The 16,358-nt window shown below is 67.4% G+C and carries 14 protein-coding genes; 3 read left to right on the plus strand and 11 right to left on the minus strand.

What is annotated here, in order from left to right:
* Nucleotides 1–11: 11 nt before the first annotated feature.
* From FS388_RS03395 to FS388_RS03415, 5 genes are read right to left on the minus strand one after another with little or no spacing between them, the layout of a single operon-like run.
* The gene (locus FS388_RS03395; protein ID WP_146339707.1) at nt 12–1,514 is read right to left on the minus strand and encodes a CoA-acylating methylmalonate-semialdehyde dehydrogenase; all 1,503 of its coding nucleotides are present in this window, start codon (nt 1,512–1,514) and stop codon (nt 12–14) included.
* A complete protein-coding gene (gene iolD, locus FS388_RS03400; RefSeq protein ID WP_146339709.1) occupies nt 1,511–3,496 on the minus strand; it encodes a 3D-(3,5/4)-trihydroxycyclohexane-1,2-dione acylhydrolase (decyclizing) in 1,986 nt (661 codons plus the stop codon). Before iolD ends, FS388_RS03395 begins: the two co-directional genes overlap by 4 nt.
* Nucleotides 3,493–4,428 carry a deoxyribose-phosphate aldolase gene (locus FS388_RS03405; RefSeq protein WP_146339711.1) on the minus strand — a complete coding sequence of 312 codons (936 nt, stop codon included), beginning with the start codon at nt 4,426–4,428 and terminating at the stop codon, nt 3,493–3,495. The genes iolD and FS388_RS03405 overlap by 4 nt, the downstream gene beginning before the upstream one ends.
* A gap of 4 nt (nt 4,429–4,432) precedes the next feature.
* The gene (gene iolC / locus FS388_RS03410) at nt 4,433–5,446 is read right to left on the minus strand and encodes a 5-dehydro-2-deoxygluconokinase (protein WP_146339713.1); all 1,014 of its coding nucleotides are present in this window, start codon (nt 5,444–5,446) and stop codon (nt 4,433–4,435) included.
* A gap of 10 nt (nt 5,447–5,456) precedes the next feature.
* Entirely contained in the window at nt 5,457–6,416 is a 960-nt protein-coding gene (locus tag FS388_RS03415) for a sugar phosphate isomerase/epimerase (protein ID WP_246836278.1), read from the minus strand.
* 537 nt (nt 6,417–6,953) lie between these two features.
* On the opposite strand from FS388_RS03415, the gene FS388_RS03420 reads away from it, so the two are divergent.
* The 3 genes from FS388_RS03420 (at nt 6,954) to glpK (ending at nt 11,092) form a co-directional block, all read left to right on the plus strand.
* On the plus strand, nt 6,954–8,705 hold the full coding sequence (locus FS388_RS03420; protein ID WP_371708605.1) for a glycerol-3-phosphate dehydrogenase/oxidase: 1,752 nt from the start codon (nt 6,954–6,956) through the stop codon (nt 8,703–8,705).
* Nucleotides 8,706–8,744: 39 nt separating this feature from the next.
* Entirely contained in the window at nt 8,745–9,491 is a 747-nt protein-coding gene (locus FS388_RS03425) for an MIP/aquaporin family protein (protein ID WP_146339717.1), read from the plus strand.
* 83 nt (nt 9,492–9,574) lie between these two features.
* The gene (gene glpK / locus FS388_RS03430) at nt 9,575–11,092 is read left to right on the plus strand and encodes a glycerol kinase GlpK (RefSeq protein WP_146339719.1); all 1,518 of its coding nucleotides are present in this window, start codon (nt 9,575–9,577) and stop codon (nt 11,090–11,092) included.
* 71 nt (nt 11,093–11,163) lie between these two features.
* On the opposite strand, the gene FS388_RS03435 is transcribed toward glpK, so the two are convergent.
* The 6 genes from FS388_RS03435 to FS388_RS03460 form a co-directional block, all read right to left on the minus strand.
* Nucleotides 11,164–12,027 carry an FHA domain-containing protein gene (locus FS388_RS03435; RefSeq protein WP_146339721.1) on the minus strand — a complete coding sequence of 288 codons (864 nt, stop codon included), beginning with the start codon at nt 12,025–12,027 and terminating at the stop codon, nt 11,164–11,166.
* A gap of 31 nt (nt 12,028–12,058) precedes the next feature.
* Entirely contained in the window at nt 12,059–12,292 is a 234-nt protein-coding gene (locus FS388_RS03440; protein ID WP_146339723.1) for a hypothetical protein, read from the minus strand.
* Between the two features lie 181 nt (nt 12,293–12,473).
* Entirely contained in the window at nt 12,474–12,932 is a 459-nt protein-coding gene (locus FS388_RS03445) for a pyridoxamine 5'-phosphate oxidase family protein (protein ID WP_146339725.1), read from the minus strand.
* Complete coding sequence (locus FS388_RS03450) at nt 12,929–13,978, minus strand: universal stress protein (protein ID WP_146339727.1); 1,050 nt, start codon at nt 13,976–13,978, stop codon at nt 12,929–12,931. The genes FS388_RS03445 and FS388_RS03450 overlap by 4 nt, the downstream gene beginning before the upstream one ends.
* A 65-nt stretch (nt 13,979–14,043) precedes the next feature.
* Nucleotides 14,044–15,105 (minus strand): zinc-dependent alcohol dehydrogenase family protein, encoded by a 1,062-nt coding sequence (locus tag FS388_RS03455; protein ID WP_146339729.1) that lies wholly within the window; start codon nt 15,103–15,105, stop codon nt 14,044–14,046.
* On the minus strand, nt 15,102–16,121 hold the full coding sequence (locus FS388_RS03460; protein ID WP_146339731.1) for a 1-phosphofructokinase family hexose kinase: 1,020 nt from the start codon (nt 16,119–16,121) through the stop codon (nt 15,102–15,104). The genes FS388_RS03455 and FS388_RS03460 overlap by 4 nt, the downstream gene beginning before the upstream one ends.
* Between the last annotated feature and the right edge of the window lie 237 nt (nt 16,122–16,358).

Consider the following 16,358-nt stretch of genomic DNA (forward strand, 5'->3'; position numbering starts at 1 on the left):
ATGATCCTTCCTCAGCCGTTGGACGGAAAGTTCAGGGACGCCCCAGATTCGTCGTTCTGGGCGGGCCAGCGCTGGGTGACGACTTTGCCCCGCGTGTAGAAGCGCACCCCGTCGGGGCCGTAGATGTGGTGGTCGCCGAACAGCGAGTCCTTCCACCCGCCGAACGAGTGCTGGGCCGCCGGCACAGGCACCGGCACATTGACGCCGATCATCCCGACAGTGACCCTGCTCTGGAACGTGCGCGCGGAGTGGCCCGAGCCGGTGAAGATCGCCGTGCCGTTCCCGTAGGGATTCGCGTTGATGAGGGAGATGGCGTCCTCCAGCGTGTCGACGCGCACCACGGCCAGGACCGGCCCGAAGATCTCCTCCTCGTACGCGGACATCGCCTCCGTGACCCTGTCCAGGACCGTCGGCCCCACGAAGAAGCCCTCCTCGTGCCCCGTGACGACGAGGTCCCGACCGTCGACGACGACGGCCGCTCCGTCCTGCTCAGCCTCCGTGACGAGCCGCCGCACCCGATCCTGCGACGCCGGGGTGATGAGCGGGCCCATCTCCACTCCGTCCTGGGTGCCCTCGCCCACGGTGATGGACCGGGCCCGCTCGCCGACCTTCGCCACCAGCTGCTCCGCGGCGTCGCCCACTGCCACAGCCACGGACACGGCCATGCACCGCTCGCCGGCGGAGCCGAACGCCGCGGCGGAGAGGTGATCGGCTGCGAGGTCGAGGTCCGCGTCGGGCATGACCACCGCGTGGTTCTTGGCGCCCCCGAGGGCCTGCACCCGCTTTCCGTGCCGCGTGCCCGTCTCATAGACATGCCGTGCGATCGGGGTGGACCCCACGAAGGAGATCGCGTCGACCAGCTCGTGGGTCAGCAGACCGTTGACGATCTCCTTGTCCCCGTGCAGCACTTGGAAGACGCCGTCCGGCAGCCCTGCCTCCTTCCAGAGCTCGGCCAGCAGCAGCGACGCTGAGGGGTCGCGCTCCGAGGGCTTGAGCACGAACGCGTTGCCGGTGGCGATGGCCAGGGGCGCCATCCACAGGGGAACCATTGCAGGGAAGTTGAACGGCGTGATGCCGGCGACGACGCCGAGCGGCTGCCGGAAGGAGAAGACGTCGATCCCGGAGGAGATCTGTTCGGTGTACTCGCCCTTCAGCGTCTGCGGCAGGGCGCAGGCGAACTCGACGACCTCAAGGCCGCGTCCCACCTCGCCGGCAGCGTCGGAGAGCACCTTGCCGTGCTCAGCCGTGATGATCGCAGCGAGCTCCTGGGTATGGCTGTGGACCAGTTCGCGGAACTTGAAGAGGACTGCCATGCGCCGGGACAGGGAGGCCTCCGACCATGAGTCGGCGGCGGCGCGGGCCGCCTCCAGGGTCTTCTGGAGGTCGCGCTCATCTCCGAGGTGCAGACTGCCGCTGACCTCGCCCGTCGCCGGGTTGTACACCTCCTGCCGGCGCTCGCCCTCGCCGGGGTCCGGCGTGCCGCTGATCCAGTGTGTGATGTCGGTGATGCTCATGAGCTCTTTCCTTCCTCGCCCAGCAGGTGACGCTGCCGGGATTTGAATTCTGCGTAGGTGGTGCGGGCGGAGATGGTGGAGTCCAGCTCTGCGACGTCGGCGACGGGCACGTCCCACCAGGACTCGGAGTCCGGGGAGTCCAGGTACAGGTCGGAGTGGATGTGGATGAGGACCGGGCCGGATCCTTCCGGCCGGGCCTTCGCCTCGGCCACCGCTGCCCGCAGGCGGTCGACGGCATCGGCGCCGGGCTCCACGCGCAGCACGCTGACGCCCAGCGATGCGGCGTTGGCGGCAAGATCGACGGGAAGAGCCTCCCCTTCCCCGTCGGCGGGGCTGCCCTGCTGCGCGTACCGGTACTTCGTTCCGAATCGCTCTGAGCCCACAGATTCGGAGAGGGAGCCGATGGAGGCGAACCCGTGATTCTGCAGCAGCACGACGATCAGCTTGGTGCCTTCGGCCACTGCTGTCACCAGTTCGGTGTGCATCATGAGGTAGGAGCCGTCGCCGACCATCACCACCACATCGCGCCCACCGTCGGGGCTTCCCGCCGTGGCGAGGGCCTCATGCAGCGCGGCACGCTTGAGCCCCAGGCCGCCGGCGATCTCGTAGCCCATGCAGGAGAACGCGTACTCCACGTGATATCCGTAGGGGTCCCTGACGCGCCACAGCTTGTGGAGGTCACCGGGAAGGGAGCCCGCCGCGCAGACGACGACGTCGCGATCATCCATGGCCGCGTTCACGGCGCCGATGATCTCGGTCTGCGCGGGGAGCGGCTGATGGCGCACGCTGAAGGACTCGTCGACGGCCGCATTCCACCGGGCCCGTTCCCTGCGCACCAGCTCCGCTGCCCCCGTCGGCAGCCGGAACCCCGCGGCGCTGAGCCCATCCTGAAGCTCGGGGAGCGTCTTGCCTGCATCCGCGACGATCTGCACCGACGCCCCGGCCTTGTAGGCATCCATGCCCGCGATGTTGACGTTGACGAATCGGACATCCGGGTTCTGGAACGCAGTCTTCGAGGCTGTGGTGAAGTCTTCGTACCGGGTGCCGATCCCGAGGATGACGTCAGCGTCCCTGGCGTACGCGTTCGAGGCCGTCGACCCGGTGGACCCGATCGCGCCCAGGCACAGCTCGTGGTCCCACTCCATGCTTCCGACGCCGGACTGGGTGTACGCGACGGGAATGCCGGTGGCCTCCGCGAACTCCCGGAGCCTCTCCGCTGCGAACGCGTAGTGCACTCCCCCGCCGGCGATGATGAGCGGCTGCTTCGCATCGCGCAGCGCCTCAACGGCCGCGGCGATGTCCTCGGCCTCAGGACCGGGCCGCCGGATGCGCCATCGGCGGGGAGCGAGGAACGCCTCCGGGACCTCCAGCCGCTCCGCCTGGACGTCCTGGGGAAGCGCAATCGTCACCGCACCGGTCTCGGCCGGGTCCATCAGGACGCGCATCCCGCTGAGCAGCGCGGAGAACAGCTGCTCGGGCCGCTGCACCCGGTCGAAGTACCGACTGATCGGCCGGAAGATGTCGGCACACGTGACGTCGTAGGAATGCGGCAGCTCCAGCTGCTGAAGCACCGGGTCCGGGGCACGGGTGGCGAACTCGTCGGAGGCGAGCAGCAGGGCGGGCAGACGGTTGGTGGTGGCCAGGGCGGCACCGGTGGCCATGTTCGTCGAGCCGGGGCCTATGGAGGCCGTCACACCGTAGGTCTGCCGGCGGCGGGTATGCCTGGCGTAGCCGACCGCCTGATGCACCAGAGCCTGCTCATTGCGACCCTGGTGGTAGGGCATGAGGCCGGACGCCTTGACCTGCGACTGCTTGAGCGCCTGACCGACTCCGGCAAGATTGCCGTGGCCGAAGATCCCGTGCATGCCCGGAATGGTGCGAACCTCGACGCGTTCGCCGTCGACGACGTCCACGGTCCACTGGTTGGCGAGGAACTCCACCGTCGCCTGCGCGACGGTGAGGGTGCGGGTGCGCGTGCTCATCGGGTCTCCTGGGTGGTGTGAGTCAGCAGGGATGCGGCGGTCTCGACGGCGGAGGCGACGTCGCCGTCGTCCGGGTACAGGAGGGTGCGGCCCACGGTGAGCCCCTGCACTCCGGGAAGGCGCAGGGCGCTGCGCCACGACTCGAGCGCCTCGTCGGTGCTGCTGCTGGGGTCGCCGCCGAGGAGAACCGTCGGAAGAGTGGTGGCGGCCATGACCCGCTCCATCTCCTCGACCACGGGCAGCTTCATCCAGGTGCGCGCCGAACGCGCGCCCAGGCCCTGGGCGATGGCAACCGACTGGATCACCGCCTCTGTGGTGAGCACGTTGGTGACACGCTCGCCCCGGGCGGTGGAGAGGAAGGGCTCCACCATGGCGATCATGCGCCTCTCATGCAGCGAGTCGACCGCCCGCGCCGTGGCCTCGAGGGCCGCGGTGGTGTGCTCGGAGTCGAAGGCGATGCGGGTCAGCATCTTGCCCCCGTCGGCTCCGATCTCGGCGAGGGCCTCAGCCGTGTGGCCGGTGAACCGGTCATCGATCTCGTTGACCAGACCGGGCAGCCCGCCGCGGTTCATGGAGCCGAACAGCAGCTTGCCCTCCAGCGCCCCGATGAGGAGCAGGTCGTCCAGCACGTCCGGGGAGGCGAGAACCCCGTCGACCATGGGGTTGGCCAACGCGATGCGCAGGCGGTCCAGCAGGGACCGGCGGTCGGCCATGGCGTGGACGTCGTCCTTCACGGCGAGCGCGCCGCGTGCCGGATGGTCGGCGGCGATGATGAAGTTCTGCCGTCCGCAGACGGGCCCCGGGTGGGGGCGACGGGCCCGCGCGGCACGGAGCACGGCGTCGGGATCTTCGAGACGGATGCGGGTCAGCGCTTCGTAGCGCGCGGGGCTGTCATCGCCGGGTTCGCTGAGGGTCAGGGTCTCGTTCGTCATCGGCTCAGCCCTGACCCTGAGGCGCCGACGGCTGGGCTGCGGCGGTCGGAGGAAGTTCGCGGCCTCGCCCCTGCAGCATGGCGCGCAGCTCGGCCTCTGCGGGCATCGCTTCGGAGCATGCGATCCGGGCCGCCACGTGCGCCCCGGCGGCGTTGGCGAAGTCGAGGATGCTGCGCAGCGGCCAGCCGGCCAGAAGCCCGTGGCAGAGCGCGCCGCCGAAGGCATCCCCGGCCCCCAGGCCGTTGACCGTCTCCACGGGTATGGGCTCCGAGACGACCCGCTCGTCAGGCGTCGCCGCCATCACGCCGGCGGAGCCCAGCTTGACCACCGCCAGCTGCACCCCCGCGGCCAGGAGCCGGTCCGCCTGCTCGTCCGCCGTGCCCTCGCCGACAGCGACGGAGCACTCCTCGGAGTTGCCCACTGCGACCGTGACGAAGGGCAGGATGCGCTGGACCTGCTCACGGGCCTGCTCCTTGGACGACCAGAACATCGGCCGGTAGTCGAGATCGAGGATGGTGTGCTGCCCCTCGGCGAGCATGTCCCGCGGACGCACCCTGTGCATCGCGACCTGGGCCTCGCGGGATGCTGAGCGCACCATGCCGGTGACGGTGGACCAGAAGATCGATGCCTCGCGCACCGCTTGGTAGTCCACCTCAGCGGCGTCGATCTCCCAGTCCGGTGCGGTGGGGCGCCGCCCGTAGAAGTACAGAGGAAAGTCTTCGGGCGGCTGGATCGCACAGAAGGTGACGGGGGTCTGCAGGTCCGGCACAGGCGTGGCCCACTTTGGGTCCACGCCGTAGCGGGAGAGCTCGGACCGGAGAAAGTCTCCGAAGGGGTCGTCCCCGGTCCGGGTGATGAGAGCTGTGCGACGACCGTGCCGGGCCGCGGCGACTGCCACGTTGGAGGGGGAGCCTCCGAGGTACTTGCCGAAGGTTTCGACGGACCCGAGGCCGACTCCGATGTCGTGGGGGTAGATGTCGACGCTGATGCGACCGGTTGTGATGACGTCGTAGTTCAACTGTCTCTCCTCAGCGGATTCGGGTGCGGGAGCCGCAGCCGCAGAGATAGCGGCGCGTTCGTGCGGCGATGGGCAGCGGAGCGTCGAAGGAGGAGACCGGGTACATGTCCTGCTCAACAATGCTGAAGAAGCTGCGGCCGAGCTTTTCGAGCTCCTCGACGATCTCGGACAGGTCAGGCAGCCCGGCCGGCGGCTCCACCATGACCCCTGCCCTGTTGGCCTCTGCCCACGTCATGCTCTCGCGGCGAACAGTCTCCAGAACTGCGGGGTCGACCTGCTTCAGGTGCAGGTACTCCACACGCTCCGGGTGCTGTGTGAGGATCTCCGCGGAGGATGCGCCGCCGTATTCGGCATGGCCGGTGTCCAGGCACAGCGTCACGAACTGGGGATCCGTCCCCTCCAGGAACCGGGTGATCTGATCCTGGCTGCACACGTGGGAGTCGGCGTGGGAATGGAACTGCTGCCGCAGGCCGTACTCCTCCTGAAGAACCCTCCCGAGCTCGTTGTGGCCGGCGAAGAGACTCTCCCACTGCTGTGGGCCGAGGTGCTCCTCCTCGACGGCTTCGCCGGTGACGTCGTCGCGCCACATCGCGGGAATCACGACGATGTGCTGACCGCCGACGGCTGCCGTGAGCTCGGCAACCTCGTGGACCTGCCGCCAGACGGCCTCCCGCTCCTCAGCGTCAGTGCGGTGGAATCCGGTGAAGACGGTGCCTGCGCTCACCTGCAGATCGCGTGCGGCCAGCTCGTCCCGCAGCCGCGCCGCATCGGTGGGCAGGTATCCGTAGGGGCCGAGCTCCACGTAGTGGTATCCGGCTTCGGCCACCTCATCGAGAAAGCGGTGCCAGGGGGTCTGGAGCGGGTCCTCGGCGAACCAGACTCCCCACGAGTCGGGGGCGGTCCCGACGAGGAGGGGCGATGCCGTGCCGTCCTGCGCCGCGGAGGGTGTGTGCGTGGGCTTCACCGTCACCGGAGACCTCCTCGGATCCGTCCTCAGGGATGCCGCGCCGGGGACGCGGACATCACAACGTGTCGTAGAACACTCTCCACTTCGTGATGTCCGGTTGTCAAGACAATTAGGTGACAGTGCCCGCACTCCCCTGCCGCGGGTCGAACGACTGCATGCCATCCGACGGCGCCAGCGTGCCGCTCAGCACGGACTCGCCCAGCAGAATTGGTTCCGCACTCGCCGGGCGGACCGTCGACCTGAGGTCGGGGCGCCCCCCTCAGAAGCAGTCACGCCCGTCTCCCTCGAGAGGCCATGGCGCATTCGTGCAGCCTCAGAGCCCTTTCACGCTCGCAGGACACCCACGCGCTCAAGGACGCCAGACGCGGCTTTTCGCCGCTGACCTGCGCTTTTCGATGACTTACCAGAAAAGTCCAGTGCGGCACCATAGCGACCCTCTGCACGTACGTGCAGTTTCGTTGACTGTCGAATGTGAGCCTCCTCACAATAGTCATAGGCGAATTTTCGCTCCCAAGAAATATCAATCTAAGGACGATCATCTTGAGTGTTAAGAGTTCGCATTCATCTGATTCTCAAGATGTTTTTCGTTCGTCCCGTCTGCGCCCGTCGGCGGAGGCCCTCGCCTCACGGCCTCACGCTCAGGTTCTGGTCATCGGCGGGGGCATCAACGGGGTCTCCGTCTTCCGCGACCTGGCTCTGCAGGGGGTCGATGCGGCGCTGGTCGAGAAGAATGACTACTGCAGCGGAGCCAGCGGCGCCTCGTCACACATGATTCATGGGGGCATCCGCTACCTGGAGAACGGCGAGTTCCGGCTGGTGTCGGAATCCGTGGACGAGCGCAACGACCTGCTGAAGACCGCACCGCACTACGTCAAACCCCTCAAGACCACCATTCCCATCTTCACGACCTTCTCCGGACTGCTCTCCGGTTCCGTGGGCTTCCTCTCGCGTCGCCGCGCAGAGCGCACCGAACGCGGCGCCGCGCTCATCAAAGTGGGCCTCACCGTCTACGATGCCTTCTCCCGCCGGCGCGGCTCCGTGCCCCGTCATCGATTCGTGGGCCGCACGACCGCGCTGCGCGAGATGCCCATGCTGCACCCGGGCCTCCGCTACGCAGCCACCTACTTCGACGCCTCCGTGCACAACCCGGAGCGACTCACCCTCGACGTGCTCTCCAGCGGACTGGAGGCGAACCCCTCGGCGCGGGCCTCCAACTACGTGAGCGTCCGGTCCATGGGGCCCGACGGCATCCTCCTGCGGGACGAGAGCACCGGGACGGACTTCGGATTCACCGCTGATGTGATCCTGAACGTCACCGGCGTGTGGGTCGACGAGACCAATGCCGCCTCCGGCAGCCCCACCGCCTACATGGGCGGCACCAAAGGTTCGCACATCGTCCTGGACCACCCGCTGCTGCTGAAGGCCTGCGCGGGCCGGGAGGTGTTCTTCGAGCACTCCGACGGGCGGATCGTGCTCATCTACCCCATCGGCGAGCGCGTGCTGGTCGGCACCACCGACATCGAACCCTCGGAGGACGAGCCTGTGGGCGAGGCGGTCTGCACCGAGGAGGAGATCGACTACTTCTTCGACCTGATCGCACACGTCTTCCCCGCCATCACGGTGGACCGCAGCGCCATCGTCTACTCGTTCTCCGGAGTGCGCCCCCTGCCCAGCCACGAGAATCTCGAGCCCGGGCTGATCTCCCGGGACTACCGGCTGGAGCGCAACGAGGAGACCGCTCCGAAGGGCACGCAGGCCATCATCAGCGTCGTCGGCGGCAAGTGGACCACCTTCCGCGCCCTGGGGGCCCAGCTCGCGGACGAGGTGCTGCCCATGCTCGGCATGAGCCGACAGACGACCACCCAGGGCCTGCCCATCGGCGGCGGCCGGGACTACCCCGTCTCCCCCGACGAGGCGGCCGTGTGGATCGATCAGCACCTCTCCGACCGTGTCAGCCGCCCACGTGCCGTTCAGCTCTTCGAGCGATACGGCACACGCGCCCCTGAGGTGCTCGACCACCTGCAGCGCCACGACGACCGGCCGCTCGCCTCAGCCCCGGAGCTGGGCACCGCCGAGGTCATACGCATGATCGAGCGCGAACAGGCCCTGCACCTGACCGACATCCTCCAGCGGCGCACTGACCTCGCCTTCACCGGACGCGTCAGCGACGAGCTGCTGGACGAGCTCGCCTCGCTCATGGGTGAGCACCTCAGCTGGAGCGACGCCGAGAAGGCATCCGAGATCGCCACCACCCGCCACCTCCTGAGCCGACGGCACCATATTCGGCTCTGATCAGCACAGCCCCACACCTTCGATGAGATCGGAAAGCACATGTCACTGCTAGAAATATTCATCTCCGAAATGTTCGGAACCGGGATCCTGATCCTGCTCGGCTGCGGCGTCGTCGCCAACGCCGTCCTGACCAAGACCAAAGGCAACAGCGGCGGGTTCCTGATGGTCAACTTCGGCTGGGGCCTGGGTGTCTTCGCCGGCGTCTACGTCGCCTTCGCCTCCGGCGCGCACATCAACCCTGCTGTCACGATCGGACTCCTGGTCAACCCTGACACCGCCGAGTACGCCCCCGGGGCCGAGATCACCGTGGCCACCACCCTGATCTACTTCGCCGGCCAGATGGTCGGCGCCACCCTCGGCGCCGTCTTCGCATGGCTGTCCTACAAGCAGCACTTCGACGCCGAGCCGGACCCCGCCGCGAAGCTCGGCGTCTTCTCTACCGGGCCAGCGATACGGTCCAAGGGCTGGAACATGGTCACCGAGATCATCGCCACGTTCGTCCTGGTGTTCGTCGTCATCATGTTCGCCAACACACCCAGCGGTCTCGGCCCTCTGGCCGTCGCGCTGCTCGTCGTCGGCATCGGCGCCTCCCTCGGTGGACCCACCGGCTACGCCATCAACCCGGCCCGTGACCTGGGCCCCCGCATCGCCCACGCCCTGCTGCCCATCAAGGGCAAGGGCGCCAGCGACTGGGGCTACTCCTGGGTCCCCATCGTCGGACCCGTCATCGGCGGCGCCATCGCAGGGCTCACCGCACCCCTCCTCACCATGGCCAACGGCGGGTGATCCATCTCGCCCCACAGCACCGCATGACCTGAATGCCGCGCGATGCCCCGCGTCGCATAACCCGAGACCCTAAGGAGAGCACCATGTCGAACTACATCATTGCCATCGACCAAGGCACCACCAGCACTCGTGCGATCATCTTCGACCACGAGGGAACCATCATTTCCAGCGGGCAGAAGGAGCACGAGCAGATCTTCCCGCACGCCGGCTGGGTGGAGCACGACCCCGCCGAGATCTGGGCCAACACCCGTGAAGTCATCGGACAGGCCCTGTCCAGCGCGAACCTGACGCGCCACGAGATCGCCTCAGTCGGCATCACCAACCAGCGCGAGACGACGGTGATCTGGGACCGCCACACCGGAGAGCCCGTCTACAACGCCATCGTCTGGCAGGACACCCGGACCCAGCACATCGTCGACGAGCTCTCCGCCGACGGAGGATCGGAGCGCTTCAAGGACCGCGTCGGGCTGCCGCTGGCCACCTACTTCGCCGGAACCAAGATCAAATGGATCCTGGACAACGTCGAGGGCACCCGCGAGCGTGCAGAGGCCGGCGACCTGCTCTTCGGCACCACCGACAGCTGGCTGGTGTGGAACCTCACCGGAGGCACAGACGGCGGAGTGCACATCACCGACGTCACCAACGCCTCACGCACCCTCTTCATGGACCTGAAGACGCTGGAGTGGGACGACGAGATCCTCGACATCTTCGGGGTTCCCAAGTCGCTGCTCCCTGAAATCAAGTCATCGTCTGAGGTGTACGGCACGGTGCACGGCCGCCAGCTGCTCCGCGAGGTGCCGGTGGCCGGCATCCTCGGGGACCAGCAGGCGGCGACGTTCGGCCAGGCAGCCTTTGAGAAGGGCGGCGCGAAGAACACCTACGGCACGGGAAACTTCCTCATCGTCAACACCGGCGAAGAAATCGTCCAGTCCAAGAACGGGCTGCTCACCACTCTGGCCTACAAGCTCGGCGACCAGAAGCCGGTCTACGCCCTGGAGGGCGCCATCGCGGTGACGGGCTCGCTGATTCAGTGGCTGCGGGACAACCTGGGCCTCATCAGAACCGCCCCGGAGGTCGAGGAGCTCGCCAGGACCGTCGAGGACAACGGAGGCGTCTACATCGTCCCCGCCTTCTCGGGCCTCTTCGCCCCCTACTGGAAGGGCGACGCTCGGGGCGTCATCGTCGGGCTCACCCGGTACGTCAACAAGGGGCACATCGCTCGGGCCGCCCTGGAGGCCACCGCGTTCCAGACCAGGGAGGTCCTCGACGCGGCGAACGCCGACGCGGGCGTGGACATGGAGGATCTGCGCGTGGACGGCGGCATGGTCGTCAACGACGCCCTCATGCAGTTCCAGTCCGACATTCTGGGAATCCCTGTCATCCGACCGAAGGTCGTGGAGACCACGGCCCTGGGCGCGGCCTACGCAGCTGGGCTCGCTGTGGGCTACTGGGAGACCACCGACGCGGTGACGGCCAACTGGTCCGAGGACAAGCGCTGGGAGCCGCAGATGGACGCAGCGGAGCGCGAGCGGCAGCTGCGGCTGTGGAAGAAGGCCGTGACCCGCACCTTCGACTGGGTCGACGACGACGTCAGGGGCTGACCCCATCCTCTGATGCGATGAGGGGGCTGCGACGCACCGGCGGGCGCCGGTCGTCGCGGCCCCCTTCGCAACTACTCCACGCGCTGCCGGTACGGGTCGTACTGCGGACGCTGATAGGAGAATTCTCCACCCTGGCGGCCCCCGAAGGGCCTGCCGTGATCGGCGTACTCCTCACGGAAGAAGATGATTCTCCACGGCCCGATCTGCAGGCGTGAACCGGTCCGCAGGACGACTCGGTCCGTCGAGTCGGCGTTGACGCTGCCTGTGGTGACGCCGCGACTGACCACGATGTACTCGTCGCGCTCATCGTGGATGATTTCGGCGTGCTCGGCGGAGATGTCGCTCAGCTGAAGGTCGCAGTGGTCCGCGCTGCCGATGAGGGTGCGGCCCTTCTCGAGGTTGAACTCCATCAGGGGCCCCGGACCGAGCTCCGGATGGTTCTTCACCAGTCGCAGCCTGGGACGGCCCGAGCCGGGGGCGCTGTGGGTGGTGGTGACCCTGCGACGGATGCGGCGGTTGACCGTGGGCACCAGGGGCCACGGCGTCGGCGGCGGCAGGAATGCTGCCCCGGCGGAGTCGTCGTCGGCGCTGGGCTTGGTCATCCGCGACAGGGTCCGCAGCGACTCGTAGCGGACCCATTTGGAGCGGGAGAGGATCCGCTGGGGCAGTCGCGCCGAGACATCGCCGATGGTCAGAACCTTGCCCTGAGGCACCACCAGCGAGAGTGTCATCCCCTGACCGGCCAAGCCTTCAGCCAGCGTCCGCACCGCCTCGGTGAGAGCCCGAGACCTCTGCAGGACGGGACCTTCGCTGGTCAGGGTGACCGTGATGTGCTTCCCGGAGGCCGTGATGGACCCTTCCAGCGGTGCCGGGGTGCGCCCATTGGTTTCAGGCTCAGACCAGCTGAAGGTCATATCGATGTCCAGGCGCACCATGGGTCACCTTTCGGTCCAGTGATCGGAAGGATCAGCTTTCGTTGTCAGTGGTGGACACGCGCAGAGTGCCGTCGAACTTCCAGACGGCTCGTGGTGCGTCAGGCCCGATATCGCGGGGAACCTCCACCGTCATATCGACCAGCGTGTAGTCCACCATTGCTCCGCGGCCGGTGAGATAGGCCCACATCTCACGTCCCAGATCGGCCCAGTCACCAATTTCATGAGGCTGGTTTGATTCGTTTCCCTGAAGGTTTGATTCCGTCATGACATTCCCTTCGATCAATGAAAAACTCTCACCAAAAGAGCGTGCAACCAGTCAACTAAACCCAATTGCCGATTGAGTATTGTCAACGGTATCACCAGTTAAGCCTCTTGGGAACGGTGCAGAGCGCACTCGCAAGGGGTCCGGCTCGGGTGCTCGCGCCGGACCGTCCGTGAGGAGAGCCTCACCCTCCCTCCGAGCCTTCTCCGAGCTCTCTCTCCGGGTGGGGGCCGAAGGTGAAGTGCCTTCCGCTGATCTCGGTGGGCCGGATCTGCACGTAGTAGTCCTTCAGAGTGGACACCCAGGGCTGCAGCCCCAGCGACTCGGCCTGCTCGATCTCCGCTGCTCCCTGCAGCCAATGGGCGTGCCCTCTGACGATGACGGACCAGCCTTCATCTGTGGAGATCTGATCCGCCTCGAAGAGGACTTCATCGTTGACCGTCAGCTCGGCCAGCTTCTTGCCCGGCGCTGTCCTGAAGATGAGCGTGCGGTCCGGGGCCACTGCATAGTTCACAGGAAAGATGTCCGCCCTCGACCCGACGACGAGGACGAGTCGCCCGACCCGGGCGCCCTCGAGTCGATTCCATGCCTGTTCGGCGTCCAGCACAAGCACCGGCTCGCCCTTCTGGCGCTCGGGGCTCATGATCGCTGCTTGTGAGTGGGCACCACGAGCACGGGGCATGCTGAGCGGTTCAGCACAGACTGGCTGACCGATCCGAGCAGCAGCCCGGCGAATCCGCCGCGGCCGCGTGTGCCGATCACCACCAGCCCCGCGGTCCGGGAGGCCTCGGAGACCGCCCCGGAGGGTGAGCCGTCGATGAACTGCCACCGCACCGCCACATCCGGGAACTTCTCGGCCACGTACTGCGCCATCTCCTGCAGGTGGGCGGTGTACTGGCGGCGCAGGCTCGGCAGCTCAAGGTTGTACTGCACCGGGTTGGGGTACCAGTGCGCCCCGTCGAGCGGTGCTGCCGAGACCAGCGTGAGGGGCCACTCCCACAGCTGAGCCGCCTGAGCCGCCGCATCCACCACGTCGGTGGAGGCGCTGTCGACGTCGACGCCTGCCACGACCTCTGAGTCGAAGTTCAGATTCTGGACGACATTGGAGAATCTGCGGCGCTGATGCGTTCGAGGTGCGGATTCCTCCATCGAGGTGATCGGCTCATCCGGGGCCCCCTCAGCAGCGGGGTGCTCCTGGGCCGGGGCGAGAAGCTCCTCCGCGGACCCGGCCTCCCACTTGGCCGGTATGACGAGCGTCGGACAATGGCTGTGCGCGGCCAGCTTCGCCGAGACGCTGCCGAGCATGCGCCCGGTGAACCTGTTCCGACCGCGCTTGCCGACCACCGCCACCTCTGCGGAGCGGCTCTCCTTCACCAGCGCTGCTGCCGGGTCGCTCTTCACCGCGAGGATGGTGACCTCAACGCCGGCCTCCTGGGCCTGCGCCGCGTATGACTCAAGCACGCTCTTGGTTGCTGTCGCCATTGTGTCGAGGAACTGGTCCACCTCGGGCACGTAGTCAGCACCAACCACTGCCGGGTACGCAAAGGCTCCCACGAGCCGCAGGGGAAGTCCCCGCTTCTCCGCGATCCGCAATGCGGCGCGGAATGCTCGCTCGCTGTCTGCAGAGCCGTCCAGCCCCACCAGGACGCCGGGGGTGCGGTCATCATGTGCTTCGTTCGAAGGATCCATAGCCTGACCGTAGACCTGCTTCGAGGCTCGGAGTAGGGTCCAAAGTCCTTCGGCGAGAGATGATGTCAGCGCCGAGCAGCGAGGATGACCTTCAGCGCCTTGGTCTCTGCCGCGCTGCTGAACGTGGTGTAGGCGCTCTCGATGTCGTCCAGCGAGAAGCGATGGCTGATGAAGGCGCCCGCATCGAGCCGGCCCTGCGCAAGCAGCTTGATCAGCATCCGCGACGTGTTGGTGTTGACCAGTCCGGTGGTGATCGTGAGGTTCTGGATCCACGCCGACTCCAGAGGGAAGCTCACCGGCTTGCCGTGCACCCCGACGTTGGCGACGTGACCGCCCGGCCGGACGATCTCCAAGCACATGTCCCACGTGCTCGGCACCCCGACTGCCTCAATGGCGACGTCCACTCCCAGCCCGTCGGTCAGGGCGAGGATCTGCTCCTTCCACTCCGGGTCCGACGAGATCACGCCGTCGCTCACGCCGAAACGCTCTGCCTGCTCGACCCGATTCGCATCGATGTCGACAGCGATCACCCTGCTCGGCCCATAGAGGGACGCCGTCATCATCGCAGCGAGGCCTACGGGGCCCGCGCCGATGACTGCGACGACATCGCCCGGCTTCACGGCGCCGTACCGGATGCCTATCTCATGGCCCGTGGGGAGAATGTCACTGATCATCACAGCGTCCTCGGCCGCGACGCCCTGCGGCACCCTGTGGAGCGAGGTCTCCGCGAAGGGCACCCGCACGTACTCGGCCTGCGTGCCGTCGATGAGGTGCCCCAGAAGCCAGCCCAATCCGGATGCTCCTTCATCAGCGAGACAGTGGGAGAACATTCCGTCTGCGCAGTAGCTGCACTTTCCGCAGGCCGAGATGCACGAGACGATGACGCGGTCCCCGACGGCGATCTCGGTGACAGCGGCACCGACTTCGGTGACAGCACCGACTCCTTCGTGGCCGAGGACCCGTCCGGGCTCCACGGTTGGGACGTCGCCCTTGAGGATGTGCAGGTCTGTTCCGCAGATCGTTGTGGCTTCGATCTTCACGATCGCGTCCGTCGGCTTCCGTATCTGGGGAGTGGGGTGCTCCTGCCAGACGAACGAGCCGGGACCCTGATGCACCATTGCTTTCATGATCGCTCCTTATGCGTCTCTGCGGTGAGATTCCCATCGTCAGCCCCGAGCCGTGCGGGCGACAGAGACCTTGGTCCCTCCGTGGGTGCCAGTTCGTGGGCCAGTCGCGCGACGTCCTCCGCCCTGCACACGCCCGTGCCGGGCATCATCGCGGCAGCGCTTCCGGCCGCTACGGCTGTGCGGAAGGCACGCGGGAGGGGGATGCCCTCTGCGAGCCGCAGGACCATTCCGGCCAGGAAGGCGTCGCCGGCTCCTACCGTGCTGGCGACCGTGACTCTCGGCGTCGGCAGCCGCAGGGCGGCATGCGAGGTGACCAGCAGCGCTCCCTCAGATCCGAGCGTCAGGGCAACAGCCTCGGCCCGCCCCTCGGCGACGAGTCGGCGGGCAGCGTGAAGCTGCTCGTCCGGACTCAGGTCACGGTCGGCGCCCACGAGGTCGGCGAGCTCGTCGCGGCTCGGCTTGATGAGAAAGACCCCGTGAGACAGTGCGGCCTCCAGCGGCGGGCCCGAGGCGTCGACCGCAAGACGAACCCCCCGCGCCTGTGCGATGCCGGCCAGCGTGGCGTACAGATCCTCGGGCACCCCAGGGGGGAGGCTGCCGCTCGCGACGAGGAAGCCGCCGGGTGACAGACGGTCTGCCGCCGCGGAGAGGCACGCCTTCCACTCAGCCTCGGAGAGGACCGGTCCAGGCAGGACGAACCGGTACTGCTCCCCCGTACTCGTCTCATCCACGGTGAGGCTCTGGCGCGTATCGCCCGCTATCGTGACCACATGCCCCGCGATCCCTGAGTCCGCCACGAACCGGCTGTATGCGTCGCCAGTGGGGCCGCCCAGTGGGTATACAGCGGTGGAGCTGCCCCCGAGGCTGCGAATCGCCCGCGACACATTGACCCCGCCCCCACCGGGATCGAAGCGGGCCGGACCGCACCGCAGTTTGCGCTCGCCGCGCACTCGATCCACCGAACTCGACACATCGAGGGCCGGATTCATCGTCAGCGTGAGAATGGGTGCCTGCATCTCCTGCTCCTTCGCTCGCGTCCGTACTCCGGCTGCCAGCGGAAGCGTCACGAACGACGAATCCTGAGCCTGTTGGCGCCGTGGCAGCTTTCCTTCGGCTGGCTTCACCATGCCGGGCGGGGTACGTCGCAGGTAGGGCCGGAGGTCCTGCCGGAGGGACCATCGTCCCTACCGGATGACCGCCCGGCCAGACATGGTGGGAGGGACGCTGGTGCCAGGAGACACGCTTCGCAGCGG

It is taken from the genome of Nesterenkonia sp. NBAIMH1 (assembly GCF_007922635.1).
Taxonomy (GTDB): Bacteria; Actinomycetota; Actinomycetes; order Actinomycetales; family Micrococcaceae; genus Nesterenkonia; species Nesterenkonia pannonica.

Excerpts from the sequence above, each read along its gene's own strand:
- FS388_RS03395 (WP_146339707.1), bottom strand. The coding sequence starts at position 1,514 with ATGAGCATCACCGACATCACACACTGGATCAGCGGCACGCCGGACCCC.
- iolD (WP_146339709.1), bottom strand. The coding sequence starts at position 3,496 with ATGAGCACGCGCACCCGCACCCTCACCGTCGCGCAGGCGACGGTGGAG.
- FS388_RS03405 (WP_146339711.1), bottom strand. The coding sequence starts at position 4,428 with ATGACGAACGAGACCCTGACCCTCAGCGAACCCGGCGATGACAGCCCC.
- FS388_RS03425 (WP_146339717.1), top strand. The coding sequence starts at position 8,745 with ATGTCACTGCTAGAAATATTCATCTCCGAAATGTTCGGAACCGGGATC.
- glpK (WP_146339719.1), top strand. The coding sequence starts at position 9,575 with ATGTCGAACTACATCATTGCCATCGACCAAGGCACCACCAGCACTCGT.
- FS388_RS03435 (WP_146339721.1), bottom strand. The coding sequence starts at position 12,027 with ATGGTGCGCCTGGACATCGATATGACCTTCAGCTGGTCTGAGCCTGAA.
- FS388_RS03440 (WP_146339723.1), bottom strand. The coding sequence starts at position 12,292 with ATGACGGAATCAAACCTTCAGGGAAACGAATCAAACCAGCCTCATGAA.
- FS388_RS03445 (WP_146339725.1), bottom strand. The coding sequence starts at position 12,932 with ATGAGCCCCGAGCGCCAGAAGGGCGAGCCGGTGCTTGTGCTGGACGCC.
- FS388_RS03450 (WP_146339727.1), bottom strand. The coding sequence starts at position 13,978 with ATGGATCCTTCGAACGAAGCACATGATGACCGCACCCCCGGCGTCCTG.
- FS388_RS03455 (WP_146339729.1), bottom strand. The coding sequence starts at position 15,105 with ATGAAAGCAATGGTGCATCAGGGTCCCGGCTCGTTCGTCTGGCAGGAG.
- FS388_RS03460 (WP_146339731.1), bottom strand. The coding sequence starts at position 16,121 with ATGCAGGCACCCATTCTCACGCTGACGATGAATCCGGCCCTCGATGTG.